This window comes from Microbacterium flavescens, assembly GCF_018588945.1.
GTDB lineage: Bacteria > Actinomycetota > Actinomycetes > Actinomycetales > Microbacteriaceae > Microbacterium > Microbacterium flavescens.
The window spans coordinates 49477-74962 of the sequence record NZ_JAFIWA010000001.1 but is presented as its reverse complement, the minus strand read 5'-3'; the positions used below and the strand labels follow the sequence as shown (position 1 = coordinate 74962).

The 25486-nt window shown below is 69.8% G+C and carries 27 protein-coding genes and 1 tRNA gene; 8 read left to right on the top strand and 20 right to left on the bottom strand.

Annotated elements, in window-relative coordinates:
* The first annotated feature begins 23 nt into the window (after positions 1–23).
* Positions 24–464, top strand: a complete 441-nt coding sequence (locus tag JX005_RS00265) for a MarR family winged helix-turn-helix transcriptional regulator (RefSeq protein ID WP_214465329.1) — start codon at positions 24–26, stop codon at positions 462–464.
* A 78-nt stretch (positions 465–542) separates the two neighbouring features.
* On the opposite strand, the gene JX005_RS00260 is transcribed toward JX005_RS00265, so the two are convergent.
* From JX005_RS00260 to JX005_RS00220, 9 genes are all read right to left on the bottom strand, one after another.
* Complete coding sequence (locus JX005_RS00260) at positions 543–1277, bottom strand: ABC transporter permease (protein ID WP_214465326.1); 735 nt, start codon at positions 1275–1277, stop codon at positions 543–545.
* Positions 1274–2056 (bottom strand): ABC transporter ATP-binding protein, encoded by a 783-nt coding sequence (locus JX005_RS00255; RefSeq protein WP_214465324.1) that lies wholly within the window; start codon positions 2054–2056, stop codon positions 1274–1276. The genes JX005_RS00260 and JX005_RS00255 overlap by 4 nt, the downstream gene beginning before the upstream one ends.
* A 30-nt stretch (positions 2057–2086) precedes the next feature.
* A complete protein-coding gene (locus JX005_RS00250; RefSeq protein ID WP_214465322.1) occupies positions 2087–2389 on the bottom strand; it encodes a DUF4287 domain-containing protein in 303 nt (100 codons plus the stop codon).
* Positions 2390–2412: 23 nt separating this feature from the next.
* Complete coding sequence (locus JX005_RS16335; RefSeq protein ID WP_307858464.1) at positions 2413–3021, bottom strand: TetR/AcrR family transcriptional regulator; 609 nt, start codon at positions 3019–3021, stop codon at positions 2413–2415.
* Between the two features lie 67 nt (positions 3022–3088).
* The gene (locus JX005_RS00240) at positions 3089–4093 is read right to left on the bottom strand and encodes a DUF2804 domain-containing protein (protein WP_214465320.1); all 1005 of its coding nucleotides are present in this window, start codon (positions 4091–4093) and stop codon (positions 3089–3091) included.
* 72 nt (positions 4094–4165) lie between these two features.
* Positions 4166–4621: an Hsp20/alpha crystallin family protein gene (locus tag JX005_RS00235; protein WP_214465318.1), complete on the bottom strand. Its 456-nt coding sequence runs from the start codon at positions 4619–4621 to the stop codon at positions 4166–4168.
* 129 nt (positions 4622–4750) lie between these two features.
* Positions 4751–6370 (bottom strand): L-serine ammonia-lyase, iron-sulfur-dependent, subunit alpha, encoded by a 1620-nt coding sequence (locus tag JX005_RS00230; protein ID WP_214465316.1) that lies wholly within the window; start codon positions 6368–6370, stop codon positions 4751–4753.
* Between the two features lie 105 nt (positions 6371–6475).
* Entirely contained in the window at positions 6476–7273 is a 798-nt protein-coding gene (locus JX005_RS00225) for an alpha/beta fold hydrolase (protein ID WP_307858463.1), read from the bottom strand.
* A gap of 38 nt (positions 7274–7311) precedes the next feature.
* Positions 7312–7677 carry a VOC family protein gene (locus JX005_RS00220; RefSeq protein ID WP_214465315.1) on the bottom strand — a complete coding sequence of 122 codons (366 nt, stop codon included), beginning with the start codon at positions 7675–7677 and terminating at the stop codon, positions 7312–7314.
* Between the two features lie 140 nt (positions 7678–7817).
* Here JX005_RS00220 and JX005_RS00215 point away from each other — a divergent pair, with 140 nt between their 5' ends.
* The 4 genes from JX005_RS00215 to JX005_RS00200 all read left to right on the top strand — a co-directional run bounded on the left by JX005_RS00215 (position 7818) and on the right by JX005_RS00200 (position 10211).
* Complete coding sequence (locus JX005_RS00215) at positions 7818–8000, top strand: hypothetical protein (RefSeq protein WP_214465314.1); 183 nt, start codon at positions 7818–7820, stop codon at positions 7998–8000.
* A gap of 156 nt (positions 8001–8156) precedes the next feature.
* Positions 8157–8441: a GlsB/YeaQ/YmgE family stress response membrane protein gene (locus JX005_RS00210; protein WP_214465313.1), complete on the top strand. Its 285-nt coding sequence runs from the start codon at positions 8157–8159 to the stop codon at positions 8439–8441.
* A 95-nt stretch (positions 8442–8536) separates the two neighbouring features.
* Entirely contained in the window at positions 8537–9310 is a 774-nt protein-coding gene (locus tag JX005_RS00205; RefSeq protein ID WP_214465312.1) for an alpha/beta fold hydrolase, read from the top strand.
* A gap of 58 nt (positions 9311–9368) precedes the next feature.
* Entirely contained in the window at positions 9369–10211 is an 843-nt protein-coding gene (locus JX005_RS00200; protein WP_214465311.1) for a GNAT family N-acetyltransferase, read from the top strand.
* A gap of 75 nt (positions 10212–10286) precedes the next feature.
* Here JX005_RS00200 and JX005_RS00195 read toward each other — a convergent pair.
* The 3 genes from JX005_RS00195 to JX005_RS00185 form a co-directional block, all read right to left on the bottom strand.
* Positions 10287–10359 (bottom strand) — tRNA-Arg (locus JX005_RS00195).
* Between the two features lie 114 nt (positions 10360–10473).
* Positions 10474–10866: an MmcQ/YjbR family DNA-binding protein gene (locus tag JX005_RS00190; RefSeq protein WP_214465310.1), complete on the bottom strand. Its 393-nt coding sequence runs from the start codon at positions 10864–10866 to the stop codon at positions 10474–10476.
* Positions 10867–10895: 29 nt separating this feature from the next.
* Positions 10896–11519, bottom strand: coding sequence for an asparagine synthase (locus JX005_RS00185; protein WP_214465308.1), 624 nt, complete (start codon positions 11517–11519; stop codon positions 10896–10898).
* A gap of 91 nt (positions 11520–11610) precedes the next feature.
* Here JX005_RS00185 and JX005_RS00180 point away from each other — a divergent pair, with 91 nt between their 5' ends.
* The 3 genes from JX005_RS00180 (at position 11611) to JX005_RS00170 (ending at position 13684) form a co-directional block, all read left to right on the top strand.
* A complete protein-coding gene (locus JX005_RS00180) occupies positions 11611–12459 on the top strand; it encodes an SDR family NAD(P)-dependent oxidoreductase (RefSeq protein ID WP_246533376.1) in 849 nt (282 codons plus the stop codon).
* Positions 12460–12668: 209 nt separating this feature from the next.
* Positions 12669–13088, top strand: a complete 420-nt coding sequence (locus JX005_RS00175) for a DUF4383 domain-containing protein (RefSeq protein WP_214465306.1) — start codon at positions 12669–12671, stop codon at positions 13086–13088.
* Between the two features lie 350 nt (positions 13089–13438).
* Positions 13439–13684, top strand: a complete 246-nt coding sequence (locus JX005_RS00170) for a hypothetical protein (protein ID WP_214465304.1) — start codon at positions 13439–13441, stop codon at positions 13682–13684.
* 67 nt (positions 13685–13751) lie between these two features.
* On the opposite strand, the gene JX005_RS00165 is transcribed toward JX005_RS00170, so the two are convergent.
* The 8 genes from JX005_RS00165 to JX005_RS00130 form a co-directional block, all read right to left on the bottom strand.
* Positions 13752–14696: an aldose 1-epimerase family protein gene (locus tag JX005_RS00165; protein WP_214465302.1), complete on the bottom strand. Its 945-nt coding sequence runs from the start codon at positions 14694–14696 to the stop codon at positions 13752–13754.
* A 95-nt stretch (positions 14697–14791) separates the two neighbouring features.
* On the bottom strand, positions 14792–17776 hold the full coding sequence (locus JX005_RS00160) for an immunoglobulin-like domain-containing protein (protein ID WP_214465300.1): 2985 nt from the start codon (positions 17774–17776) through the stop codon (positions 14792–14794).
* A 38-nt stretch (positions 17777–17814) separates the two neighbouring features.
* Positions 17815–19326, bottom strand: coding sequence for an L-arabinose isomerase (gene araA / locus JX005_RS00155; RefSeq protein WP_214465298.1), 1512 nt, complete (start codon positions 19324–19326; stop codon positions 17815–17817).
* 33 nt (positions 19327–19359) lie between these two features.
* A complete protein-coding gene (locus JX005_RS00150; RefSeq protein ID WP_214465296.1) occupies positions 19360–20955 on the bottom strand; it encodes a xylulokinase in 1596 nt (531 codons plus the stop codon).
* Positions 20952–21677 carry an L-ribulose-5-phosphate 4-epimerase gene (locus JX005_RS00145; RefSeq protein WP_214465295.1) on the bottom strand — a complete coding sequence of 242 codons (726 nt, stop codon included), beginning with the start codon at positions 21675–21677 and terminating at the stop codon, positions 20952–20954. The genes JX005_RS00150 and JX005_RS00145 overlap by 4 nt, the downstream gene beginning before the upstream one ends.
* The gene (locus JX005_RS00140; protein ID WP_214465294.1) at positions 21677–22747 is read right to left on the bottom strand and encodes an ABC transporter permease; all 1071 of its coding nucleotides are present in this window, start codon (positions 22745–22747) and stop codon (positions 21677–21679) included. Before JX005_RS00140 ends, JX005_RS00145 begins: the two co-directional genes overlap by 1 nt.
* A complete protein-coding gene (locus JX005_RS00135) occupies positions 22744–23832 on the bottom strand; it encodes an ABC transporter permease (RefSeq protein ID WP_214465291.1) in 1089 nt (362 codons plus the stop codon). The genes JX005_RS00140 and JX005_RS00135 overlap by 4 nt, the downstream gene beginning before the upstream one ends.
* A complete protein-coding gene (locus JX005_RS00130; RefSeq protein WP_214465289.1) occupies positions 23829–25436 on the bottom strand; it encodes a sugar ABC transporter ATP-binding protein in 1608 nt (535 codons plus the stop codon). The genes JX005_RS00135 and JX005_RS00130 overlap by 4 nt, the downstream gene beginning before the upstream one ends.
* Positions 25437–25486: the final 50 nt, after the last annotated feature.

Genomic DNA, 25486 nt, shown 5'->3' with positions numbered 1-25486 from the left:
GCAATGGTCGTACTCTTGTCGTCATGACGGATCGCCGCCTCGCCATCGACGCCTGGGAGAGCCTGTTCCGGGCGCAGCATGAGGTGTTCGGCGACATCAACGAGGACTTCGAGGACGACACCCTCAGCCAGGCCGAGTACGACGTGCTGCTGACGGTCACCCGCGGCGAGAACATGACGGCCCGACTCCGCGACGTCACCGCGAACATGCTGATCAGCCAGCCGAGCGTTTCGCGCCTCGTCGAGCGCATGGCCGCACGCGGCCTCATCTCGAAGTGCGCCGACCCCGACGACGGCCGCGGAGCCCTGGTGCGGGCGACGGATGCCGGAGCATCGCTCTTCCGCAGGCTCGCGAGTGCGCACGGCCGGGCGATCGCGGAGCGGATGTCGCTGCTCAGCGACGACGAGCTCGCGCAGCTCCGCGACCTCACCGCGAAGCTGCGCAAGAAGCAGCCCGAGTCCTGACGCGCGCCCGAGGCGTTTCGTCTCGGTCGCTCCGCTCCCTCGCTCAACGACCGAGCCGCCCGGCGCAACGCCCCGCTCCTACGGGGTACGCCGCCGCAGCGTCAACGACGCGAGGATCAGCGAGCCGAGCAGAAACGCCGCCACGACGAGCAGCGGTCCGTACACATCCCAGCCCTCATCGCCCGCGGTCACCGCGTTGATCGCGTCGATGGCGTAGCTCAGCGGCAGCACGTTCGAGATCGCATACAGCACGTCGGGCATGTCCTCGCGCGGCATGAAGAGGCCACCGAGCAGGATCTGCGGGAAGACGATGAGCGGCATGAACTGCACCGCCTGGAACTCGGTGCGAGCGAACGCACTCGCCAGCAGCCCGAGGGCCATGCCCAGCACAGCGTCGGTCACCGCGACGAGCCCCAGCTGCCACACCGGTCCCTCGGTGTCGAGCCCGCACACCCACACGGCGAACGACACCGTCACGACCGCCTGAAGCGTCGCCATGAGACCGAACGCGAGCGCGTAGCCGACGATGAAGTCCGCCTTCCCCAGCGGAGTGGTCATGAGGCGCTCGAGCGTGCCGGACCGACGTTCGCGCAGCGTCGTGATCGAAGTGATCAGGAACATGATGATGAATGGGAAGAGCGCGAGGATCGGCGGGCCGTAGCTGTCGAAGACGCCGTCCTGTTCACTGAAGAGCCAGGCGAACAGCCCGACGAGGAGGCTGGGCGCGACCAGCATCAGCGCGATCGAGCGCGGGTCATGGCTCAGCTGGCGAAGAATCCGCGCGGCGGTCGCGAGCGTGCGCGTCCCGTTCACTCGTCGGCCTCCTCTCGAGCCTCGCGACGGGTGGATGGCCGGTGCTCGACCGAGCCGGCGACATCCCGTTCGATGAGCGCGAGGAACGCGGCATCCGGGTCGGTCTCACCGGTATCGGTGAGGAGTCCCTGCGGTGTCGTGTCAGCGATGATGCGTCCGGCCCGAAGGAGGATCAGGCGGTCGCACCTCAGCGCCTCATCCATCACGTGACTGCTGACGATGATCGTCGAGCCGGTGTCGGAGATGCCGCGGAACATGTCCCAGAGCTCGGCGCGCAGCACGGGGTCGAGGCCGACGGTCGGCTCGTCGAGAACGATCAGCTCGGGGGTTCCGAGCATCGCGACGGCCAGTGACACCCGGCTCTCCTGACCGCCGCTGAGCGAGTCGACCGTCTGGCGAGCCTGCCCCGACAGCCCGACCCTGTCGATCACGCGGTCGACATCCGACCGCGGGGCTCCGATGACGCGCGCGAAGTAGCGGAGGTTCTGCTCGATGGTCAGGTCGCCGTAGACCGACGCGGCCTGGGTGTCGTAGGCCACTCGGCGGCGCTGCGCAGCCGTGCCTGCCGGGGCGTCCAGCACCGTGACACTGCCCCCCGCGACCTTCTGAACGCCGACGATCGACCGCATGAGCGTGGTCTTGCCGCAGCCCGACGGACCCATCAGGCCCGTGATCTGACCACGCGGCACGTCGAAGTCGAGCCCTCGGAACACCTCGGTCGAACCGCGACGGACGTGCAGCCCTCGCACCTCGACAGCGTTGCCGGGCGATTTATTCATCACGCGATGAATTATTCGCCTGTGCCGCCTTCAGGTCAAGGGCTGCGGATGCGGATTCGTCGCCTTGCCGTCGAGCCAGAGCGTGTCGGACGGGTCGGAGTGCGTCGTGCCGGTGCCGACGTGCTTCGCGCTGATCTGCGGCCCCTTCGTGATGACGTGCACCAGTGCCATCGCATGCCCGCGGCCGAGCCCGTAGTCCTCACCGAGCCACGTCACGATCTCGCCCGCCTTGGTGCCGGGTCCGAACCCCTTCTCGGACGCGAGGTCGATGAACTGGCGCGGAGTGAGTCCGGTCTTCTCTTCGATGTTGTCGAGATATGCCTGGAATGTCATGTGTTCCTTCAGCCGGGTCGTCGTCAGTCGAACAGGTAGCGCTGGAGGGTCGGGCCGACGCGCGCGACGATGTCGTCGACGGATGCCTCGGCCAGCGCCGGCAGACGCAGCACGTACCTGGCGATCAGTATGCCCGCCACCTGTGACGCCGCCAGCGTCGCGCGGAGATCGGCATCGGGCACCGCGAGCAGATGCGCGATACGGCCGACCAGTTCCCGCGACAGGAAGCCCGCGAGAAGCGGCGTCGTGAGCTTGTTGCCGATCGCGGTGCGCAGCAGTGCCACGCCGCGGCGCCGCACCTCCGGCTGCTCCCACGCCTCGAGGACGTAGCGCACGATGCGCGGGCCGACGTCGTCGCGCGGCCCCGCGAGGATCTCGGGCAGTGCGAGGTCGGGCCGCATCGGCGCGTCGATGATCGCGCCGAACAGGTCGGCCTTCGTTCCGAAGTGGTGGTGGACCAGGGCGGAGTCGACGCCGGCTCGCGCAGCGATCGCCCGGATCGTCGCGCCGTCGTAGCCTGCTTCGCCGAACTCCTCGATGGCCGCCGCGAGGATCCGCTCGCGCGCATCCGACTCGCCGGCCCGCGGGCGACCCCGACGCCGCTTCGGCGCGGGCACCACGAATTCCACCACGCGCTCAGCCTACGACCGCGCGCCGCGGACGGGATGCCCACCGGGCGAGTGCGGCCGCGGCATCCGCTCACCAGCGGTTGTGCACCTCTTCGGCCCAGCCGACGATGCCGTCGAACGCGATGTCGTCGCCCTCGGCGGTGCGGAACGTGCCGCTCCACGTGCCGAAGCACTGGTCGGTGCTCGACGAGACGACTCCGAGGTCGGTGCGGGTGCGTTTGTCGAAGAACGGGACGAAGGATGCCTCGAGCCCCCCGCCCGACACCCGCCAGGGCTGGCGCCACCGCCAGATGTCGTAGTCCCAGGTGAGCTCGTCGTGGATCTTGTGCAGTCGTCCGTCGATCAGCACGGCGTTCTCGGTCGCTCCGGTCCCCTCGGTCCACTTGCCGCCGACCTGGAGGCCGATGACGCGCCCGTCCGAGATGCCGGAACCGGCTCCCCAGTTCCAGCGGATGTCGTACGGCCACCGTCCGCGGCCGTGGTCGAGCACGGCCCACGACTCCCCTGCCGGCACGTCGAAGATCTCGCCGTCGAAGGCGACGCGTCCGGACGCGGGCCGCGCGACGTCCTTGACGGTGTACTGGAAGCGGCGCGCACTCCAGGGCACGACCACGGCGAGGCGCTCGTGGCCGTCCGGGAGTTCGGCCACGACGTCGAACGAGGCGCGATGGGTCGCGGCCCGTAGCCGGGTGCCGCCGGGGACCTCGTCGATGTCGATCGCGAGGTCCTTCGCCCGCGCACGCGAGGGACCCTGTTCGAGACTCGCGGGAAGAGTGGCCCGCCCGAGCACCGCTGAGACGTTCGTGCCGATCTCACGCTGCGTCGCGCGGTCGAACACCCACACCTCGCTGACCGCGGCGTAGTCGATGGACGACACGGTCAGCGCCATGATGTGCGTCGGCGTGATGACGTTCCAGTACTCCCAGCGCTTGTTGCGCCCCCACCCGCGGCCGATCCCGCGCCCGATCCCGCTGGTGTCGACGAGCGGGCGTCGCGCCCACCCGACCGCGTCGGGGTTCAGCGCGCCGCCCGGAAGCGTCAACGACACCGGCGAGGTCAGTTCGCGTTCGGGCACGCGTCGATCCTAGGCACGCACGGGGCCGCCCCGCAGCCGAGGGCTGCGGGGCGGCATCCGTTCACCGTCGGATCACTGCTCGATCGGCTGCGGCTCCTCGCGGTTCTCCTGCGCGGTGATGGTCCGCGCTCCTGCACCGGTGCGCACCTCGATCTTGCGCGGCTTGGCCTGCTCGCTCACGGGGATCGTCACACTCAGCACGCCGTTGCTGTAGTCGGCGGTGATGTTCTCGGTGTCGATGCCCTGACCGAGGTTCAGCTGACGCAGGAAGCTGACGGCCTCGCGCTCGCGGGTGATCCACTTCACTCCCTCACCGGTGGCCAGCGACCGCTCGGCGCGGATCGTGAGCAGCTGGCCGTCGACGTCGATGTCGACAGAGCCGGGGTCGATGCCCGGCATGTCGGCGGTCAGCACATAGTGGTCGCCGTCGCGGTAGAGGTCCATCGGCATGCGGCGGGGTCCGCGGCGGACGTCCATCAGGCTCGACGCCAGTCGGTCGAAGTCGCGGAACGGGTCATAGGTCGCCATGTTTTTGCTCCTTCTGTGCGATGTGGTCGGTTGATCTGAGAGTTGAGCCGACTCGGCTCAACTACGCCCAGATTAGCACTCTTCTACCGAGAGTGCCAAGACCAGGGACGCCATCCAGAAGGCGGAAAATCAGCACTCGATGACGTTCACCGCGAGACCGCCCTCGCTCGTCTCCTTGTACTTGTGCGACATGTCGATGCCCGTCTGCCGCATGGTCTCGACGACCGCGTCGAGCGAGACGTAGTGCGAGCCGTCGCCGCGCAGCGCCAGCCGCGCGGCGGTGACTGCGGTCGACGCGGCGATCGCGTTGCGCTCGATGCAGGGAATCTGCACGAGGCCGCCCACCGGGTCGCACGTGAGGCCGAGGTGATGCTCCATCGCGATCTCGGCGGCGTTCTCGATCTGCCGGTTGGTGCCGCCCATGACGGCCGTGAGGCCGCCCGCCGCCATCGCGCACGCCGAACCGACCTCGGCCTGGCAGCCGCCCTCGGCACCCGAGATGGACGCATTCGCCTTGAACAGCGATCCCAGCGCGGTCGCGGTGAGCAGGAAGCGACGGATGCCTCGGCGGCGGTTCGCCTCGGCCACAGCCGCGTCGTCCCAGCCTTCCGCCTGGTCGCGCACAGCCGCGTGGCCGTCGTAGCCGAGCAGCGCACTGCCGACCAGCTCGCCGTAGGGCGTGACGGCGTTGCCTGCACCGAGCCCCGAGTCGGCGAGGAACCGCCACCAGTACATCGCCACGGCCGGCAGGATGCCCGCAGCACCGTTGGTCGGAGCGGTGACGACGCGGCCTCCCGCGGCGTTCTCCTCGTTCACGGCGAGCGCGAACGCGCCCAGCCACTCGCCCGGCAGCTCCCGGCGGCCGTCGGCCTCGGCGGCGTCGAGCTGCACCCGGATCGCGCCGGCCCGCCTCTTGACCTGCAGCATCCCGGGCAGCACGCCGTCGGCATGGAGTCCCACCTCTACGCAGCCGGCCATCGCGTCCCAGATGGCGTCGAGTCCTGCGGCGATCTGCTCGTCGTCGTGCAGCGCCTCCTCGTTGATCCGCGCCAGTTCTGCGATGGTCAGTCCGTGCTCGTCGCACAGCGCGATGAGCTCGTCGGCCGTGCGGTAGTCCAGCGGGAAGCTCGCCGCCCGTACGCGGGGCGGCTCACCCTCGCGCCGGATGAACCCGCCGCCGACGGAGTAGTAGGTCTCGCGAAGCACCAGCCCGTGGTCGTCGCCGGCGAGGTCGACCGAGGTGGTGGCGGCGCCGGAGCCGAGGGCGAACGCCGCACCGGTCTCGCGGACGGCCGAGGCCGCGGCATCCGCTCCGATCCGTCTCGGTCGCGCGGCGCCGGCCGTCGACCAGGCCTCGAGCGTCATGGCGTTGGGGTGTCCGGGCAGCCGGGTGCGCGGCTCGAACACCACGTCGTCCTTGGCGAAGGCGATCGCGTGCGTGCCGGCCAGCGGCAGTTCGGCGCCTTCGCGCCAGGCAGCCCACGCCGACCGCACGTCATCAGGATCGACGGTCTCGGGCTCGAGTCCCGTCAGCCCTGCCACAATGGCGTCGGGCGTGCCGTGGCCGATGCCCGTCGCACCCAGCGAGCCGTACAGCGTGCACGTGACGCGCGCGACGGAGTCGAGCAGTCCCTCCTCGCGCAGACGGACGACGAAATCGAGGGCGGCCCGCATGGGGCCGACCGTATGGGAGCTCGAGGGTCCTACACCGATGGAGAACAGCTCGAACGCCGAGACGTAGGCGCTCACCCTTCCAGGCTACGCTGTCGCAACGGCAGACTGCCCACCGTGATGACATCGAGATGAGCAGGATGCCTCGCCTTGACGCGCTCAGGGCGCACAGTGCGCGAGCGCTCAGTGCTTTTCGAAGAACTCGACCGCCACCTTCCGGAAGACGCGGGATCCCGGTGCGTTGAAGTGGTGCCGGTCGGGCAGCTCGACGAACTCGCCGTGCGGCGTCGACGCGGCGAGCCGACGCGACCGCTCGAGGATCGCATCCTCCGATCCCGTGGCGAACAGGACGGTCTGCTGCGGCGGGTGCGCCGGATCGGGATCGGCGTCACCCAGGCGCATCCCCTCGGCGAGCGCGATCAGCGCACGGAGGTCGTTGTCCTGCACGCGCTCCGCGAGAGTGACGTAGTTGCGCGTGACCGGATCCTCGACCGGCGTGCCGTGCTCGGCGTACGCGCGCGCCTGCTCGATCTGCAGCCGCGCGAGCGGGCGGCCGTCGGGGATGCCGCCGAGCACTGCGCGATCCACGTGCTCGGGCGCGTTCACGGCGAGCTGCCACCCCACGCGCGCGCCGAGCGAGTATCCCGCGTACAGCACCGAGTCGAGGAGGTACGTGTCGAGCACGGCCACCAGATCGGCGGCGAGCGCGTCCATGCCGTACGCCTCGGGCTCATGGGGCTTGTCGCTCGCGCCGTGACCGCGCTGATCCACCCCGAGCACCCGGAAGCCCGCGCGGGTGAGGTCGCGCACCCACCCGGTGTTGACCCAGTTGTCCCGGCAGCTCGATGCGAAGCCGTGCACGCACAGCACGGTCGGTCCGTCGCCGTCGCCCCAGGAGTACGTGGCGATGCGATGCCCCTCCGCCGACATGACGAACTGCGGGGCGGGCATCTCGGTCAAGGCGGGGAACGCGGCATCCACTCGCCCATTCTGTCGGGATGGATGCCGCGGAGCGAGCGCTACGGACGCTGGAACGCGATCAGGCCGACGGTGTTGCCCTCGGAATCGCGGATGAACGCCTGCCACTCGTCGTGCCCCGACGGCCCCAGTGCGTCGTCCTCGTGCCGGAAGATGACGTGCGGCCTGGAGACCACGTCGACGATGCCGTCGAGCCGCTCGAGCACCTCGTGCACATTGTGCACGTGCAGGTAGACGAGCGACGTCGGGGCGTTGCGGTCGAGGAGCAGGCGCACGCCGTCCAGGTCGAAGAAGAGCAGCCCGGGAGGGTCGAACAGCGCCGTGGGCGGCGTCTCGAGCAGTGCGGTGTAGAAATCCGCGGCCCGGTCGAGGTCGTCGGCGTGCTGGGCGATCTGCACGAGTCTCATGCGGCACATTCTCACCCGAGCGGATGCCGCGCACCAGCGCGTGTGCCGGCGAGCAGTCCGGCGCCCGATGTCAAGCCCACTCCCGGCCGCAAGGCAGGTGCGCAAGAGTAGGCCCCATCGAGCAAAACCGGAGGTCGACCATGCTCTTCGCTCTCTACATCATCCTGCTTCTCGGGGGCATGTACCTCGTGGGCGTCTCCTTCGCATCGCCCATCCTCCCCGGGCTGATCTTCATCGCGGGGATCCTGTGCATCAGCGCGGCGGTGGCGGTTCCGATCGTGATCCAGCGCGCCGACAGCGGCCCGCATCGATCCCGCGAGTGACCGGATTCCGTGCCCTTCCCGACGTCACGGCGCGGATAGTACCGCGTCTGGGGCCCGCTGGGTATAGGTCGGCGCGAACAGTCAGCACCTTGTTAGCGTGACGGACGCATGACGAGCACCGCGCACCCCGGCGGAGCTCACAACGGAGGAGGAATCATGCTCTGGACAATTCTCGGTCTCATCATCATCGGCCTGATCGCCGGACTGATCGCCCGCGCGATCATCCCCGGAAAGCAGAGCATGGGCATCCTGATGACCATCGTGCTCGGCATCGTCGGATCGTTCGTCGGCGGCTTCCTGGGCTTCCTGATCTTCGGCAGTGACCCGAACGGCGGCTTCCTGCAGCCGGCCGGCATCATCGGCTCCATCATCGGCGCGATCATCGTGCTCGGGCTGTACGTCTTCTTCGCCCGCCGCAACAGCACTCGCACCACCCGCTGACGCAGGCGCAACCGGGGCCGGCTCCGATCGGAGCCGGCCCCGATGTCGCCTTCGAGCACCTTGCCGGTGTCGGCGGCCCGTGATTCGGTAGCGGCATGGAGACGACCACCTCTGCAGACGGAACCGCGATCTGCTTCGGCCACGTGGGCGACGGTCCCCCCGTCGTGATCGTGGGCGGAGCGTTCTCGCTTGCCGCAGACGCCGGCCGGCTGGCTGCGGCACTTGCGGATGCCGGCTCCCGCGCCGTCACGGTCGACAGACGCGGCCGCGGCTCGAGCGGTGACAAGCGCGACTCTCAGCCGGCCGACGAAGCAGCCGATCTCGCGGCGGTGATCGAGGCGATCGGCGGCCAGGCCGCGGTGCTCGGTCACTCGTCCGGTGCCGTGCTCGCGCTGTATGCCGCGTCGCAGGGCGTGCCGATCACCGCGCTGTTCCTTTCCGAGCCGCCGTTCCGCTTCGGCGAGGACGAGCCCGGCCCCGAGCTCGCCGATCGGCTGCAGCGGCTCGTCGACGACGGCCGGAGTGAGGACGCCGTCGTCACGTTCCAGCTCGAGGGCGTGGGCCTGCCGCGCGACATGGTCGCGGGCATCCGGCAGAGCGAGCACTTCGCCGCACTTGTCCCGCTCGCCCAGTCGACGGTCTACGACGCACGCCTCACGGCGCAGGTGTCCACGCCTTCGAGCGAAATGCTGACGGTGACCGCGCCCGTGACGATCCTGCGGGGAGAGCAGACGTTCCCTCTTCTGGTGACGGCGGCCGACCGGCTTTCCGAGGCGATGCCCGACGCGGAACTCGTGATCGTGCCCGAGTCGGTCATGCACCGCCCCGACCCGGTCGCGACCGCTCGGATCGTCCGCGAGCGCCTCTGACGGCGCACCCGCAGTCCGCTTCGGGTCGCGGCGCCGCGGCCGCGCTACGATCGCGGACGTGGGGTTCTCGGTCTCCGTCGCAAGTGCGGCCGACGTCAGGCTGATGGCGCGCTGGGCAGCGGACGAGGGCTGGAACCCCGGTGTCACCGACAGCGATGCGTTCTTCGGCGCGGATCCGACCGGCTTCCTGATGGGGAGGCTCGACGGACGGCCGGTGACCTGCATCTCCGTCGTCCGGTACGGCGACGATCTCGCCTTCCTGGGCATGTACATCGCCCGGCCCGAGGTGCGCGGTCGGGGTTACGGCATGCAGACGTGGCAGGCAGGGCTCGCCCGGGTTCACGGCAGAGGCATCGGACTGGACGGCGTGCCCGCCCAGCAGGCCAACTACCGCGCGTCGGGATTCCGTCTGGCGTGGTCCACTCAGCGATTCGAGGGCGCTCCACCGACGGTCGCCACACCGACGGGAATCGAGATCGTCGACGCACGATCGATTCCGTTCGACCAGCTCGACGACTACGACCATCGGCACTTCGGTGCGCGCCGGTCCGGTTTCCTCGCGGCGTGGATCACTCTTCCCGAGCGGTCCGCAGCGGTCGCTCGGCGTGACGGCGAGATCGTCGGGTTCGCCGTGCTGCGATCCGCACCGGCGGCGTCGCGCGTGGGTCCGCTGTTCGCCGAGTCCCCGCAGATCGCCGAGGCGCTCGTTTCGCACCTCGCGTCGGCCGCCGGGGCGACGACCGTGGCGGTCGATGTGCCCGGCATCAACGCGATCGCCGCCGATTGGGCCGCCGACTGCGGGTGGACCCCCAGCTTCGAGACCGCACGCATGTACACGTCGGAACCGCCGGTGTTCGAACACCCCGAGGTGTTCGGCATCACGAGCCTGGAGCTCGGGTGACCACGGCACCGGCCGGGAACAAGAAAAGCGCCGGCGAACCGGCGCTTCTCTCATTGGTACTGTCTCAACACAGTGCGCGCCCGAAGGGACTCGAACCCCTAACCTTCTGATCCGTAGTCAGATGCTCTATCCATTGAGCTACGGGCGCTCGGCCTGCACTCTCGCGCGGGCCAGCGTCCAGAATACCCGACGGCGCGTCACGGAGCGAATCGAGCACCCTGCCGCCCCGATCCCGGGCGTGTCCGCCCGATGGACCACGACGTCAGCGCGCGTCGAGTGCGCGCAGCTGGCGTTGGAGCGCGACCTGCCGGTACGAGGTGTCGAGGAGCTCGGCGAGCAGCGTCCAATCGCCCGAGTCGGGCGTGATCCGCAGCGCGAGCCAGCCGTACGCCCCCTCGTACGGCGGTACGAAGATGTCGTCCCGCTCGAGCAGAGCCGGTCGCTCACCGGCATCCGGAATGAACTCCACCGCCCCGTCGTCGTCGTGCGCGGCGCCGACGATGGCGAACTGCCGCTTGCCCGCACGGAAGGTGCAGCGTCCGTGGGAGATGACTTCGGCCGCCTCGGGGTAGGGCATGCACAGCTCCCGGACGCGCACGCTCAGCGGGTGGTCGGGCGGAAACCTCATCGGGTGGCCGGCGGCATCGACGTCCATGCCGCCGAGCGTACGCCGACGGTCCGACGTCAGGCGTCGAGCTCGCTGAGGTCGATGCCCGACGCACGCGGCGACGGTGTGACGTCGGGGGCATCCCCCTCCGACTCGGCCTCGACGGCCTGGCGCCGGTGGGCGGCGAGGCGCGGCAGGTCGACGAGCCGGAGCGACTGCATCCGCGCCGCCCGCAGCTTCTCGTAGTCGGGATCAAGATCGGGCCGCATTCCCTCCACGATGAGCCGGCGTTCGAGGTTCGCCTCGACGTCGCCCCATGCGGCATCCCTCGCCTGCTCGACCAGGGTGCGCACGGCGTGCGGGTCGTCGGCGATGCGGCGGAGCTCCTTGGCCACGCCGATGTACTGCTGGTACCGCTTGCGGAGGTTGCGGGTATCGCGGTCGCGGTAGTCGTGGGTGCCGTCGGGGTCGGTGAACTTGCCCCACGCCTTCTTGCGCAGGCGCTTGGCCAGCGCCGCGGCCTCCTCCTGCTCCTCGGCGAGCGCGACGAGGGTGTCGTGGGCGAACGGCGCGACCCGGGCGAGCTCGAAGGTCTCGTCGTGGGCGATCGTCTCGACCAGGATGTGGTTGCGCACCGCCAGCCGCGCCGCGGCGGACGCGATGGACACACCTTCGGCGATCGCCTCCGCGGTCTTCCCCATCGCACCTCCTGCATCGAGGCTAGCGTCAGCGAGGCCGTCGCGAGTCCGCGACAATCGTTGGGGACGGTCGATGAGGACGAGAGGGACGGACATGGCGCGGATACGGCGGCTCGAGGTGCGCGGCACGACGACGGTGATCACCGGTGCGGCGAGCGGGATGGGCGCCGAGGTCGCACTCGAGCTGGCCCGCCGGGGCGCGAAGCTGGCGCTCGTCGACCGCAATGCGGAGGGTCTCGAGGCGACCCGTGCCCGGCTGACCGGAACCGGGCACACCTCCCACGTCGTCGACCTCACCGACGACGCCGCTGTCACCGCACTCGCCGCCGAGGTCGAGGCATCCCACCCCCGCATCCAGGCCTTGATCACGTGCGCCGGATCGTCCATGCTCGGCGACATCGACCAGCTCACGATGGACGAGATGCGCTGGCTGATGGACGTCAATCTGTGGGGAACCGTCAACATCACGCAGGCGCTCCTGCCCGCGCTGCGCCGTGAGCCGGCCGCGCACATCACGCACCTGGTGAGCATCTACGGGCTGGCGGCACCGGCGGGGCGGATCCCGTATGCGATGAGCAAGTTCGCCGTCCGGGGGTTCACCGAGGCGCTGCGACACGAGCTCGAGCGGTCGACCGTGAGCGTCGGCGCGATCTACCCGGCAGGGGTCAAGACCGGGATCATCGGTCGCGGCCGGTTCGCGGCCGCCATCGACCCGGCTGTCGCCGAGCGCGCCGCCGCCGCGCAGGCCGCGATGTACCACACGGAGCCCGCCGATGCCGCGGTGCGCATCGTCGAGGCGACCGTGCGCCGGCGGGCGCGCGTGATGATCGGGCGCGAGGCCCGCCTCGTCGACGTGCTGACGCGCCTCACCCCGACCGGCTACTGGGCGCCGATGCGCCGGCCGCTCCGCGAGGCGATCGACACGACGACGCCCGTCCGCTGAGTCCTGCCGCCTGAGACCCGGCGGCGGGCCGCCCGCGTGGTGGAGTGCGCCTACCAAGCGTTCCAGCGCCTGCGCAAGCCCCCCGGTCCATTCGTCCGCTGCACCTACCGTCGTGCGTGCACTCATTCCGGATCGTGCAAACCGATCCGGTGCGCAGTCCGAACAGTCACAGCACGCGGCGTCCGCCGCCAACGAACAGGAGAACGCTCATGCGCTCGTCACCGAACCGCCTCGTCGCCGTCATCTTCGGCGCGGTCTACCTCCTCGTCGGAGCCCTCGGCTTCGCCGTCACGGCCGGCGTCGAGTTCCTCGCCACCGAGGGCGAGCTGCTCCTCGGCATCTTCGAGGTCAACCCGTTCCACAACATCGTGCACCTCCTGATCGGCGCTGCGCTCCTCATCGCCGGCCTCAGCAACGCGCGCGCTGCCAAGGCCGTGAACATCACCGTCGGTGCGGTCTACCTGCTGCTGGGCGTCGTCGGATTCTTCCTCGTCGACACCGAGCTCAACATCCTCGCGCTGAACACGGCCGACCACTTCCTGCACCTCGCCACCGCGCTGGTGCTGCTCGGAGTCGGGCTCGGTGCGGAGCGCGGCGTCCGCGCCGACACGTCGAACCGCACGGTCTGACGGCCGGACGGAAGAGATCATGACCACCGCGCTCACGTCGGGCCATGCGAGTCCGGACGCCTCTTCGCAGGCGCACCGGATGCGTGCGGCCGTCCGCGGCGGCCTCTTGTCGGGGGCGGCCGTCGCGGCGTGGGGTGCGGGCCTCATCGAGCTCGCGCTGGGCGCGGGAGCTGTGACGCAGGGGGGGTGCCGCCCGGGGGGCCGGCGTCGTCCTCGTCGCTCTCGGCGCCGGCGCACTCGCCTGGGGAGCCGCGACGCTCGTCCGCGGACGCCTGGTCGTCCCGCGGACGGGTGTCGCGGCAAGTCTCGCCGGCATCGCCGCCGGTGCAGCGGTGCTCGCGGCGGATCCGGTGCGGACCAGCATCGCGGCGGTCGCCGCGGCCGCCCTCCTCCTGCTCGCCACGGCGCTCGCGTGCGCCACGCGGCTGCGGGCTCGTGACGGGCGAGCGGATGCCGCTCCCCCGCGCGTCTGGGCGATCGTGGCGGCGTCGGTCGTCGTCGCCGCCCTGGTGACGCCTGCCCTGGCCGCGACGGATGCGGGCCGCAGCGCGGTGCCGCACGGGGAGCACGGGATCCTCGATCCCGGGCACCACTGACGGACCCTGAGCCCGCCGAAGGGGCGAGGGTGCCACCGAACCCCTTCGGCGGGCTCAGCCGCGCCGGTCAGCCGATCGCGGCGATCCGCCAGGAGGCCTCCGTGGACGCGTCGGGCTCGAGGACGATCAGCCCGGCGTCGAAGGAGTAGTTCGGGGCGTTGAACGCGTCGGGAGCACACGTCATGGGCTCGACGGCCAGGCCCAGGCGGCTCTGCGCCGCGTCGGGCTTGTCGGCCGTGTGGATCTGGACCCACGGGCACGCGGCATCCCACGCCAACTCCACGCCGGCACCGGAGTCGTCGGTGACGCGGACGGTGGCGATGCCGTCGTCACCGCGCGAGAGGGCGGTGTACGCGTGGTCGATCTCGACGGCGCCGATGCGTCGTGCCGAACGGAAGTCGAACCGCTCGGGGTCGTCGGTGTCGACCGCCACGAGGTCGGTCGGGATGAGCCGATCGGGCGTGACGGCGAGAACCTCGTCGGCCGGGAGCTCGAGCGTCCAGTCGTCGACGCGACCGGCGCCGGCGACGAGGTACGGGTGCGGCCCCGTGCCCCACGGCGCGGGCGCACTGCTCTCGTTGCGGGCGGTGACGGTCTGCGTCAGGCCGTCGGGGCCGAGCGAGAAGGTCGTCTTCACGACCAGGCGCCACGGGTAGGCGGTCTGCGGCTGCACGACGGCGGCCAGGGTGACGTGGTCGGGCCCCTTGTCGATGGCTTCGAAGTCGAGCCAGGCGACGAGGCCGTGGAGCGCGTGCGAGCGCGCCGGCTCGCTCAGCGCCAGGCGGCGCTCCTCGCCGCCGAACGTGTAGCGGCCGTCGACGACGCGGTTCGGCCAGGGAGCGAGCGTGGCCCCGCGGTAGCCGGGACGCACCTCATCGGCCTCGAACGGCACGACCAGATCGCGCCCGTCGTAGGTGAGCGAGCGGAGCGTGGCTCCGACGCTGGCGATGACCGCCTCGTAGTCGCCCGCGCGGAGCGCGTGCTGGGTGCCGGACGAGGGGATGCGTGCCATGGGTTCAGATCCTCAGGTGGTGTGTGGGGAGAGTCCCAGTATCCCGCCACAGGCGGAGGGCCCGCGACCTGCGCCGCGGGCCCTCCGTCGTCGGTCTACTGGCAGGTGGCGGCCGCGACCGTCACCGTGGAGGTGTGGGTGCGGCCGTCGGCGGCCTCACCCGTGATCGACACGGCGTGCGCCGCGATCGAGGCGACGCGTGTCGTGAACGAGGCGGACACGGTCTTGCCCGCGGCGACGGTGACCGTCTTGCTGCCGTAGGCACCGGCGATCCTGACGGTGGCCGCCGCGTCGTCGGCGTTGGTGACGCTGACGACCTCGGTGACCTTCCCCGAGATGCAGCGCGTCGTGGCCGACGCGGTCAGCTCGAGGCCGAACGAGATGGCCGAGGACGTCGAAGGGCTCACGGCCCCATCGGCGTAGCCGTCGTAGTGGGCGGTGACGCTGCCCACTCCGGCCGGGACCGTGACCGACGCCGAGCGGGCCTCGAGGTCGACCGTCTCGGACCACGACCCGCCCGAGAAGGTGACGGTGCCCGCCACCTCGCCGCCGTCCTCGGCGGTGACCTCGGCGGTCGCAACGCGGTCCTCGGCGGTCAGCGCCGTCGTGGAGGGCACGGCCGCGACATCCGTCCAGTCGTGCATCGCATCGAGCACGGTCTGCGTCACGCTCACGAACGAGCCGTGGCGCGGGCTGGCGGGAAGCCCGCCGACCGGGCGCACGTTCCAGTCCGCGCGGCGCGACAGACGGTCGCTCTGGCTGCTGCTGGCGATCTCGGCGCCGGTGGTGACGAACGCGCGGTAGCCACCGGCGGCGAAGTTGTCCACGAGGAACGCGAAGCCGTCGTTGGAGGCCGTGTTGTTCGGGTCGCCCTCGTTCAGCTTGACGATCTGCGGCCCTTCACCCACCTGATTGGTCTCCAGCCGCGTCATGTAGGTGTCGGTGAGCTGCCAGGTGGTCTCCGGGTCGGCGTTCCAGTCCGAGCGTGTCGTCGGAGCCGTGAGCACCTTCGAACGCTCGAGGAAGATGTCCTTGCCGATCTCGAGCCCGTCGGCGGCGCCGCCGTCCTCGTTCTTGGTGAAGCGGTAGTAGTAGTCGTCGATCTTCTGGATCGTGGAGTCGATGCGCGCGTATCCGGTGTTCTGCCATTCGACCGGCGGGTACGTGAACGTCTGGAAGTCGCGCGTGAGCACGTAGAAGACCCGAGCGTGCAGGTTGTCGCCGTTGGTGTGCGACTCGTCCGCGTACAGGCGTGACGAGAAGTGCACCACGTACGACTGCAGCGCGTCGTCCCAGTACGCCTCAGGCGCCCAGGTCATGCCGGCGCGCGGCTGGTTCACCGTGATCGCCGAGTTGACGCCGTTGGTGCGCGTCCAGTGGACGAGGTCGGTCGACTCCCAGACGTTGATCTTCAGGCTTCCGGCCGACTGGGCGGGACCCCATCCGGTGCCGCAGCTGATGCACAGGTCGGTGGCGACCATGTAGTACTTGTCGCCGTCCTTCGAACGGAGGATGTACGGGTCGCGCAGACCTCGGGTGTCGGCGGTCGACGTGATCACCGGAGCACCGGCGTTGACCGGCGAGAACGAGAAGAAGTCGTTGCCGGCCGTGGCCGCCTGGTAGATCTTCTCGTCGCCGTCGGACTTGAAGTACGCCGCTGCGTACCCGGCGTCGGGGGCCCAGCGGCCCTCCTCTGCCACGGTGACCTCGAAGGTGCGCTCGGCGGTGCGGCCGCCGAGGGTCGCAGTCGCGGTGAGCGTCACTTCGCGGTCGCCTTCGCCGTACGCCGGGCGTGCGACGAGGCCGCCGCCGCGGAAGGGATCGGGTGCACCGACGGCCGGAGCCTGGTAGGAGGCATCCGTGGGTGTCACCAGCTCAGGATCGGACGACGTCCAGGTGATCGACGCGCCGTTGACCGCGCCCTTCGTCGCGAGCGGGAGGTGCTCGGTCGACCGGTCCGCGAGCGTGATCGCGTCGAGGTCCGCCGACACGCTCGGGGCCAGCACCGTCGCGTCGAACGTCAGCGTGCTTCCGAGCGACGTCGTCGCCGTGAGCGTGACGACGGTGTTGTCGGTGATCGCCCGTGACACCACGCCGGCCGTGGAGATCACAGCCGGGTTCGACGACGCCCACGTGAGGGTGACGCCGTTGACCGAGGCCGGGAGCGTGAGGTTGGTGGACACCTGAGCGAGCGACGGGTTCGCACCCAGCATGTTCGCCAGCACGTCTCCGCGCAGCAGTGCCGCGGTCGAAGCCGTCTTGTCTGCGGCGCTCGGCATGCTGCTCGAGACCTCCTCGGCGGTCAGCGCCACGTCCCAGAACTTGACGTCGGACACGTCGGCGCGCAGCAGCGAGTCGCCCTGGTAGAGCGAGCGGCCGAGGTAGCCGAGCACGTTGCCGCTCGGGATGATCGCGCTCATCGACTTGTCGTGCGTCAGCGTCGACATCACGACGCCGTCGCGGTACAGCGTGAGGGTGTTGCCGGATCCGACCATGGTGAGGGTCGTGAAGCCGGGGTTCAGGCCGCCGCCCGCCGGCATGCGCGTCTCGCCGTTGCCCTCGGGGGTCTTCACGCGGATGGCCGCGAGCACCTGGTTGGTGTAGCCGCCCTGCGAGGAGCGCGGGCTCAGGAAGACGTGGTTACCGAGCTGCGTGGTGTTCCAGGGGCCGACGCCGTCGCCGATGACCCAGCCGAAGTGGTTCCCCGAGGTCTGGCTCGAGACGGTGTACTCGACGGTGAAGTTGTTGTCGGTGCCCGTCACCAGGCCCTTGGGGAGCGACGCATAGCCGTCCGCGCGGAAGCGCAGGATGTCATCGGCGCCCGCCTGGGCGAACGACGCGTCCGTGAGACCGGAGAGCGTCGCATTGCGGCCGTTGCCCGACACGTCGAGCAGCGACGTGCCCGAGTGCGACATGTCGTAGTGCGCGCTCGGCGCCGGGACGACCGCGGCGTTCGCGGCCAGAGGGGCGGTGAGGCCCATGACCGAGACCGCGAGGGCGGTGGCGACGGATGCCGCGACCGCGCGGCGTGCGGAACGCCGGCGCGGTGCGCGAGTGGACGGTGGCGATTGCGGTCTCATCGGTGAGGCCCCCCTCGGGTCGGGTGGTGTGTGGCTGCTCAGAAGCCCTGAGCGAGCCGGTAGTACGCCTGGTTCCAGCGCAGCTCGCGCTGGAAGCCGCGGACGGTGGTGTCCTCGTCGATCACGACGAGCTCGGTCTTGGCGATCTCAGCGAAATCGCGGAACACATCGATGCCGACGGCAGTCGTCATCACGGTGTGATGGGCGGCGCCCGCGGCGAGCCAGCAGGCGGCGCTGGTCGCGAAGTCGGGCGCGGGCTCCCACACGGCGCGGCCGACGGGGAGCTTGGGCAGATCGGGCGCGTCGACGTTCTGCACGACGTTGGCGACGAGGCGGAAGCGGTCGCGCATGTCGCTCATCGCGACCACGAGCGCCGGTCCGGCGTCGGCCGTGAAGACCAGGCGCACCGGGTCGTCCTTTCCGCCGATGCCGAGCTCGTGCACCTCGAGGCGCGGCTTCGCGGTCGTCAGCGACGGCGACACCTCGAGCATGTGGGCGCCGAGGATGCGCTCCGAGCCGGGCACGAGGTCGTAGGTGTAGTCCTCCATCAGCGACGCGCCGCCAGGGAGTCCGGCGCCCATCACGTTGGCGACGCGCACGAGGATCGCGGTCTTCCAGTCGCCCTCGGCGCCGAACCCGTAGCCCTCGGCCATGAGGCGCTGCACCGCAAGACCGGGAAGCTGCTTCAGCGCACCGAGGTCTTCGAACGAGGTCGTGAAGGCGCCGAAGCCGCCCTCTTCGAGGAACGAGCGCAGCCCGAGCTCGATCGCAGCGCCGTCACGCAGCGACTGGTGACGCTCGGCGCCCGGCTTCAGCTCGTCGGCCACGTCGTACGCGTCGAGGTACTCGGCGACCAGGGCGTCGACATCCGCCTCGCTCGCGCCCTCGACGGCCTCGACCAGCTCGTTGACGCCCCACGTGTTGACCTGCACGCCGAAGCGGATCTCGGCCTCGGTCTTGTCGCCCTCGGTGACCGCGACGTAGCGCATGTTGTCGCCGAAACGGGCGAGCTTGAGAGTGCGCACCGCGGCCCAGCCGGCGGCCGCGCGCTGCCAGTCCTCGACCTGCTGCACCACGACCGGGTTCGACACGTGGCCGACGACCGTCTTGCGTGCCACGCCGAGACGCGTCTGGATGTACCCGAACTCGCGATCGCCGTGCGCGGCCTGGTTGAGGTTCATGAAGTCGAAGTCGATGTCGGCCCACGGCAGCTCGACGTTGGCCTGCGTGTGCAGGTGGAGCAGCGGCTTCTGGAGCGCGTCGAGGCCCGAGATCCACATCTTCGCCGGGCTGAACGTGTGCATCCACGCGATCACGCCGATGACGTCGTCACGGCCGTTGACCTCGAGGGCCAGGCGCCGGATGGAATCGGAGTCCTTCAGGACCGGCTTCCACACCACCTTGACGGGCAGACCGCCCAGTCCGTCGGCCACGGCCTGGGACTGCTCGGCCACCTGACGCAGCGTCTCCTCGCCGTAGAGGTTCTGACTGCCTGTGACGAACCACACCTCGTACGAGTCGAGGCTGGTGGCGAGAGGCTGACGGGTCATGGGGATGTCCTTCTGGGTCTTCCGGGGAGGGGTTCAGAGTGCCTGCACGGCGGCTCGCTCCACGGCGAGTCCGGCGCGATAGCGCGAGAGGTAGGCGGCGAACCCGGGCACGTCTTCGGGGTCGGGCTTCACGGTGTCGAACTGCGCGTCGGCGAACACGCGATCACGCAGGTACGCGTCGAGAGGGAGATCGGATGCCTCGCCGAGGTACGCCGCGAGCACCGCGATGCCCCACGCGCCGCCCTCGGAGGCCGTCTCGGCCACCGCCACCGGCGCGTCCAGCGCTCCGGCGAGGAAGCGCTGCGCCACACCGGCGGTGCGGAACATGCCGCCGTGCGCGAACATGCGGTCGAGCGCGACGCCTTCCTCTTCGAGCACGCGCATGCCGAGCGCGAGTGTGCCGAAGACGCCGTAGATCTGCGCGCGCATGAAGTTCGCGAGCGTGAGGCGGCTGTCGGGCGTTCGCACGAACAGCGGACGACCCTCCGCCAGCCCCGCGATCGGCTCGCCGGCAAGATGGTTGTACGCGAGCAGGCCGCCCGCATCCGGGTCACCGTCGAGCGCCTCGCGGAAGAGCGCCTCGAAGACGTCATCCTCGTGGAGCTGTCCGCCGCCCACCGTGGCGAAGCGGTCGAAGAGGCTGACCCAGGCGGCGAGCTCGCTCGCACCGTTGTTGCAGTGCACCATGGCGACCGGGTCGCCGGCGGGGGTGGTCACGACGTCGAGCTCGTGGTGCACCCGCTCGAGCGGCCGCTCGAGGACCACCATCGCGAAGATGCTCGTGCCGGCGCTCACGTTGCCGGTGCGGGGCGCGACCGAGCACGTGGCCACCATGCCGGTGCCGGCGTCGCCCTCGGGCGGACACAGCGGCGCACCGGGGCGCAGCGTCCCGCTCGGGTCGAGCAGCGCCGCGCCCTCGGGCGTGAGGTCGCCTGCATGCCGGCCGGCGTCGAGGACCTCGGGAAGGAGCTCCGCGACCTGCAGTCCGTACGCGCGCTCGGAGACGAGACGATCGAATTTCTGCAGCATGTCGGCGTCGTAGTCGTGCGTGACCGTGTCGATCGGGAACATGCCCGACGCGTCGCCGACACCCAGGACCTTCCGCCCGGTGAGCTTCCAGTGGACGTAGCCGGCGAGCGTGGTGAAGAAGTCGACGTCGGTCACGTGAGGCTCGTCGTCGAGCACGGCCTGGTAGAGGTGCGCGACAGACCACCGCAGCGGGATGTTGACCCCGAAGAGCTCCGACAGCACGGCGGCCGATCGGTCGGTGTTGGTGTTGCGCCAGGTGCGGAACGGTGTGAGCAGCTCGCCCTCTTCGTCGAACGCGAGGTAGCCGTGCATCATCGCCGAGACGCCGATGGCGCCGACCGCCTCCAGCCCGACGTCGTGCCGATCGCGCACGTCGGCGACGAGGTCGGCGTATGCGGCCTGCAGGCCGGCCCACACATCGTCGATGTCGTAGGTCCACAGCCGGTCGACGAAGCGGTTCTCCCAGGCGTGGCTGCCGACGGCGATCACCGTCGACGGATCGTCGGCGAGCACGAGGCAGGCCTTGATGCGCGTCGAGCCGAGCTCGATGCCGAGCGCGGTGCGGCCGTCGAGGATCGCCTGTGCCGCCTCCGACGTCATGACTGCTCCTCTGCGTCGCGGCGCTCGTCGCCCGACTGCCCGTACACGTTCTGGTAGCGGTCGTACAGGCGGTCGATCGCCTCCTGCGGGATGGGGATCAGCGGCCCGGCCTCGCGCGCATAGTGCACGGTTCGGGCGACGTCCTCCACCATGACCGCGGCCTTGACGGCGTCCTTGGCCGAGACGCCGATCGTGAACGGACCATGGTTCTGCATCAGCACCGCTCGCGAGCGGTGGCCCGACAGCGTCTCGACGATTCCCCGGCCGATCGAGTCGTCGCCGATGATCGCGAACGGCCCGATGGGGATCGGCCCGCCGAACTCGTCGGCCATGGCCGTGATCACACAGGGGATCTCCTCACCGCGCGCCGCCCACGCCACTGCGAACGTCGAGTGGGTGTGCACCACTCCCCCGACGTCGGGCATGTGGCGGTACACGTACGCGTGCGCCGCGGTGTCGCTCGACGGGCTGCGGTCGCTCCCCGGAGTGCCGGGGATGACGTTGCCGTCGAGGTCGCACAGGATCATGTTCTCGGGAGCGAGGTCGTCGTACGAGACGCCCGACGGCTTGATCACGAAGAGGTCGGCGCCGGGCACGCGACCCGACACGTTGCCGCCCGTCCAGACGATGAGGTTGTACCGCACCAACTCGCCATGGAGCTTCGCGACGTCGGCGCGGACAGCATCGACGGATGCCTGGACCTCGGGCGTGAGGTCGGTCATCAGTGGGCCCTCCGCCTCGTCAGCACGCGCTGCAGCAGCACGAAGACGAGCAGCACGGCGCCGGTGATGATCGTGAGGTACTCGGGGTTGATCGTGCCGTCCTTGGTGATGATGAGGCGCATGGCCGCGATCACGAACACGCCGACGACGGAGCCGAGGATGTACCCGTAGCCGCCGGTGAGCAGCGTCCCGCCGATGACGACGGCGGCGATCGCGTCGAGTTCCCAGCCGATGCCGGTGACGTTCTGCGCCTTGCCGCCGACTTCCGCGGTGTACACGATCGCTGCCAGACCCGACAGCGCACCGGAGATGATGTAGATCCCGACGCGGGTCTTCGCGACCGGCAGGCCCATCAGCCCAGCGGACGACTCGCTGCCGCCGATCGCGTACACCGTGCGCCCGCTGCGGGTGCGGTGCAGGTAGAACATCCCGCCGAGCACGACGAGCACGGCGATGATCAGGCCCGGCGTCACGGTGAGGTCGTTCACCTTCGGGCCGTCGATGATCTTCCAGTCCGTGGCGAGCAGGTGGATCGGCGAGTTCTCGGGGGCCTGCACGGGCGTGGTCGAGAGGATCGAGGCCAGTCCGCGCGCGAGGAACATCATCGCGAGCGTCGCGATGAACGGCTGCACGTTGAAGTACTGGATCATGACGCCGGCGATCACTCCGAAGAGCGCGCCGAACAGGATCATGAGCAGCATCGAGAGCCAGCCGTCGATGCCGATGTTCATGAGCATGACGCCGGCGACCGAGCTGAACGCGACCACCGCACCGACCGACAGGTCGATGCCGCCCGACACGATCACGATCGTCATTCCGACGGCCAGGATGATCGTCGGCGCGAAGCTGATCAGGAGGCTCGACATGGTTCCGGCGTGGAACACCCTGCCGTACGCGACCTCGGCGTAGATGAGCATGCCGAACAGCAGCACCAATGCGGCGAGCGTGGGGATCAGCGTCTGATTGCGCTCCCACAGTCGCGCCAGGCGACCGGCGACGGCGGTGTTCTTGGTCTCCGGCAGGTTGGGGACGGGGGGAATGGCTTCGGCGAGCGTGCGCGAGGAGCTCATGCGACGGCCTCCTTCGAGACGGGCGGCGTGCCCTGTTCCGCTGCGGGTCGAGTCGGTCCGCTGGGTGTGCGCGGCGGCTTCCCGCGCCCGAGGGCCCAGGAGCGCACGCGCTCGGACTGCAGCAGCACGAGGACGATGATGACGACGGCCTTGAACGCCGGCGTGGCCGCAGCGGGGACGCCGAGGAAGAGCACGGTCTTGTTCAGGGTCGCGATGAGGAGCGCTCCGATCGTGGAGCCCACGATCGAGAACTTGCCGCCGGCGAGCGAGGTGCCGCCGATGACCACGGCGAGGATGGCGTCGAGCTCCATCAGGTTGCCCGTGCCGCCCACGCTCACCGTCATCACTTCCGAGACGCTGAACAGGCCGCCGACCGCGGCGAGCGCGGCGGAGAGGACGTAGACGCCGAACAGGATCGGACGCGGACGGATGCCGGCGAGCCGGCTCGCATGCGGGTTGATGCCGATCGACTCGATCATGAGACCGAGCGCCGTCCGGCGCATCGCCAGGGCGATGAGGGCGACGATCGCGATGGCGACCACGAAGCTCGTGGGGATGCCGAAGATCTGCCCGTTGGCGAGGAGACGGAACGGCTCGTTCGTGGCGTTGGTGTTCTGGCCTCCGGTCACGACGCGCGCGATGCCGCGGGCGGCGAGCATCATGATCAGCGTCGTGATGAAGGGCTGCAACCCGACGACCGATACCAGGAAGCCGTTGATCGCTCCGAGGACGATGGCCAGTGCGAGCGCGAGGCCGATCGCCGCCAGCATCGCGCCGATCGGCGAGGACCCGTCCAGGCTGCGGAGAGTCTCCATGGCGACCGCCCCACCGACCGCCATCATCGAGCCGACGGAGAGGTCGATGCCTCCCGTGGCGATGACGAACGTCATGCCGAGCGCGATCATGATGATCGGCGCCGAGACGCGGAGGATGTCGAGCAGGTTGCCGGTCAGCATCCCCGTCGTGGGGTTGACGCTGAGCGCCAGGTAGGCCGGATTCTTGATCGAGTTGATCAGCAGCAGCAGTGCGATGCCGACGAGGCCCCAGAACCAGGGCGTGCGCAGCGCGGTCTTGACGCGGTTCACGACGCGCTCCCTTCATGGTTGGCAGCGGAGTCTCCCGCAGTGGCCTCTTCGACGAGGGCATCCGCGGACTTCTCCGCCTCGTCGCCGGACTCGGCGGCGATGATCGAGACGATGCTCTCGGCGGTGACCTCCGGTCCGTTGACGACCTCGCCCACCTTCTCGTGGTCCTTCAGGATGACGATCCGCTCGGAGAGCCGGACCACCTCCTCCAGTTCGGAGGAGATGAACACGACGCCCATTCCGCCTTCGGCGAGCTCGGCGACGGTCTCCTGGATGTCGGCCTTTGCGCCGACGTCGATTCCGCGCGTCGGCTCGTCGAGAAGGAGAAGGTCGGGGTTGGTGGCCAGCCACCGGCCGAGCAGCACCTTCTGCTGGTTGCCGCCCGAGAGCAGGCGGATCGGACGGTCGGGGTCGTTGGGCCGCACACTGAAGCGCTCCATGTAGGTCTTGACCAGCTGGTCGACCTCGCGGGCGGGAACGCGGCGGAGCCAGCCGCGGCGGGCCTGTACGGCGAGCATGATGTTCTCGCGGACGCTGAGGTCGCCGACGATGCCGTCGTCGCGGCGGCTCTCGGTCGAATACGCGATGCCCTGCGCGAGGCCGGCCACGGGAGAGTTGAGCGAGACCTTCTTGCCGCGGAGCCGGATGGTGCCGCTGTCGGGCTTGTCGGCGCCAGCGACGAGCCGGGCGAGCTCGGTGCGACCGGCACCCAGGAGGCCGGCGAAGCCGACGACCTCGCCCGCGTGGATCTCGAGATCCGTGGGTTCGATCGCGCCCTTGCGACCCAGGTTGTCGGCGGCGAAGAGCGGAGTCACGGTCCGGTCGCGCTGCTGCGTCTGCCGGTTGGAGCCGAGGGCACGGAGCGACTCGAAGTCCTTGCCGATCATCTTCGAGATGAGCTGCGTCCGGTCGAGGTCGCGCTTGAGGTACTCGCCCACGAACTGACCGTTCCGCAGGACGGTGATCCGGTCGCTGATCGCGTACACCTGATCCAGGAAGTGTGAGACGAAGAGGATCGCGACGCCCTGATCGCGAAGGCGGCGGATGACGTCGAAGAGCACCTCGACCTCATTGGCGTCGAGGCTCGACGTGGGCTCGTCGAGGATGAGCACCTTGGAATCGGTGACCATCGCGCGAGAGATGGCGACGAGCTGCTGAAGTGCGATGGAGATCGACGACAGGGGCGCGTGGGGGTCGAGGTCGCCGAGTCCCATCCGGGTCAGGGCTTCACGGGCACGGGCGTGGGTCTTGCGCCAGTTGATGCCCGTCCAATCCCGCACCTCGTGTCCGAGCATGACGTTCTCGCCGATGGAGAGGTTCGTGCAGAGATTGACCTCTTGGTAGACCGTGGAGATGCCTGCGGCCTGAGCGGACGCGGTGCCGTTGAAATGCCTCACCTGTCCGGCGACGACGATCTCGCCGGAGTCGATCTGGTAGACGCCGGTGAGCGCCTTGATGAGGGTCGACTTGCCGGCGCCGTTCTCGCCCATGAGGGTGTGGACTTCGCCGGGAAGCAGCCGGAAGCTGACGTCGTCGAGCGCCTTCACTCCCGGGAAGGTGATGGACGCGTTGCGGACTTCGACGATCGCAATCGGTTCGATCATGGCTGCGTGGATCCTTTGCTGCAGGGGGGTACTGGGCGAAGACGAGCACG

What these genes read in the sequence shown, in the direction of transcription:
- JX005_RS00265 (WP_214465329.1), top strand. Translation starts at nt 24, where the DNA reads ATGACGGATCGCCGCCTCGCCATCGACGCCTGGGAGAGCCTGTTCCGG.
- JX005_RS00255 (WP_214465324.1), bottom strand. Translation starts at nt 2,056, where the DNA reads ATGAATAAATCGCCCGGCAACGCTGTCGAGGTGCGAGGGCTGCACGTC.
- JX005_RS00250 (WP_214465322.1), bottom strand. Translation starts at nt 2,389, where the DNA reads ATGACATTCCAGGCATATCTCGACAACATCGAAGAGAAGACCGGACTC.
- JX005_RS00235 (WP_214465318.1), bottom strand. Translation starts at nt 4,621, where the DNA reads ATGGCGACCTATGACCCGTTCCGCGACTTCGACCGACTGGCGTCGAGC.
- JX005_RS00220 (WP_214465315.1), bottom strand. Translation starts at nt 7,677, where the DNA reads ATGAGACTCGTGCAGATCGCCCAGCACGCCGACGACCTCGACCGGGCC.
- JX005_RS00215 (WP_214465314.1), top strand. Translation starts at nt 7,818, where the DNA reads ATGCTCTTCGCTCTCTACATCATCCTGCTTCTCGGGGGCATGTACCTC.
- JX005_RS00210 (WP_214465313.1), top strand. Translation starts at nt 8,157, where the DNA reads ATGCTCTGGACAATTCTCGGTCTCATCATCATCGGCCTGATCGCCGGA.
- JX005_RS00205 (WP_214465312.1), top strand. Translation starts at nt 8,537, where the DNA reads ATGGAGACGACCACCTCTGCAGACGGAACCGCGATCTGCTTCGGCCAC.
- JX005_RS00190 (WP_214465310.1), bottom strand. Translation starts at nt 10,866, where the DNA reads ATGGACGTCGATGCCGCCGGCCACCCGATGAGGTTTCCGCCCGACCAC.
- JX005_RS00185 (WP_214465308.1), bottom strand. Translation starts at nt 11,519, where the DNA reads ATGGGGAAGACCGCGGAGGCGATCGCCGAAGGTGTGTCCATCGCGTCC.
- JX005_RS00180 (WP_246533376.1), top strand. Translation starts at nt 11,611, where the DNA reads ATGGCGCGGATACGGCGGCTCGAGGTGCGCGGCACGACGACGGTGATC.
- JX005_RS00175 (WP_214465306.1), top strand. Translation starts at nt 12,669, where the DNA reads ATGCGCTCGTCACCGAACCGCCTCGTCGCCGTCATCTTCGGCGCGGTC.
- JX005_RS00165 (WP_214465302.1), bottom strand. Translation starts at nt 14,696, where the DNA reads ATGGCACGCATCCCCTCGTCCGGCACCCAGCACGCGCTCCGCGCGGGC.
- JX005_RS00160 (WP_214465300.1), bottom strand. Translation starts at nt 17,776, where the DNA reads ATGAGACCGCAATCGCCACCGTCCACTCGCGCACCGCGCCGGCGTTCC.
- araA (WP_214465298.1), bottom strand. Translation starts at nt 19,326, where the DNA reads ATGACCCGTCAGCCTCTCGCCACCAGCCTCGACTCGTACGAGGTGTGG.
- JX005_RS00150 (WP_214465296.1), bottom strand. Translation starts at nt 20,955, where the DNA reads ATGACGTCGGAGGCGGCACAGGCGATCCTCGACGGCCGCACCGCGCTC.
- JX005_RS00145 (WP_214465295.1), bottom strand. Translation starts at nt 21,677, where the DNA reads ATGACCGACCTCACGCCCGAGGTCCAGGCATCCGTCGATGCTGTCCGC.
- JX005_RS00140 (WP_214465294.1), bottom strand. Translation starts at nt 22,747, where the DNA reads ATGAGCTCCTCGCGCACGCTCGCCGAAGCCATTCCCCCCGTCCCCAAC.
- JX005_RS00130 (WP_214465289.1), bottom strand. Translation starts at nt 25,436, where the DNA reads ATGATCGAACCGATTGCGATCGTCGAAGTCCGCAACGCGTCCATCACC.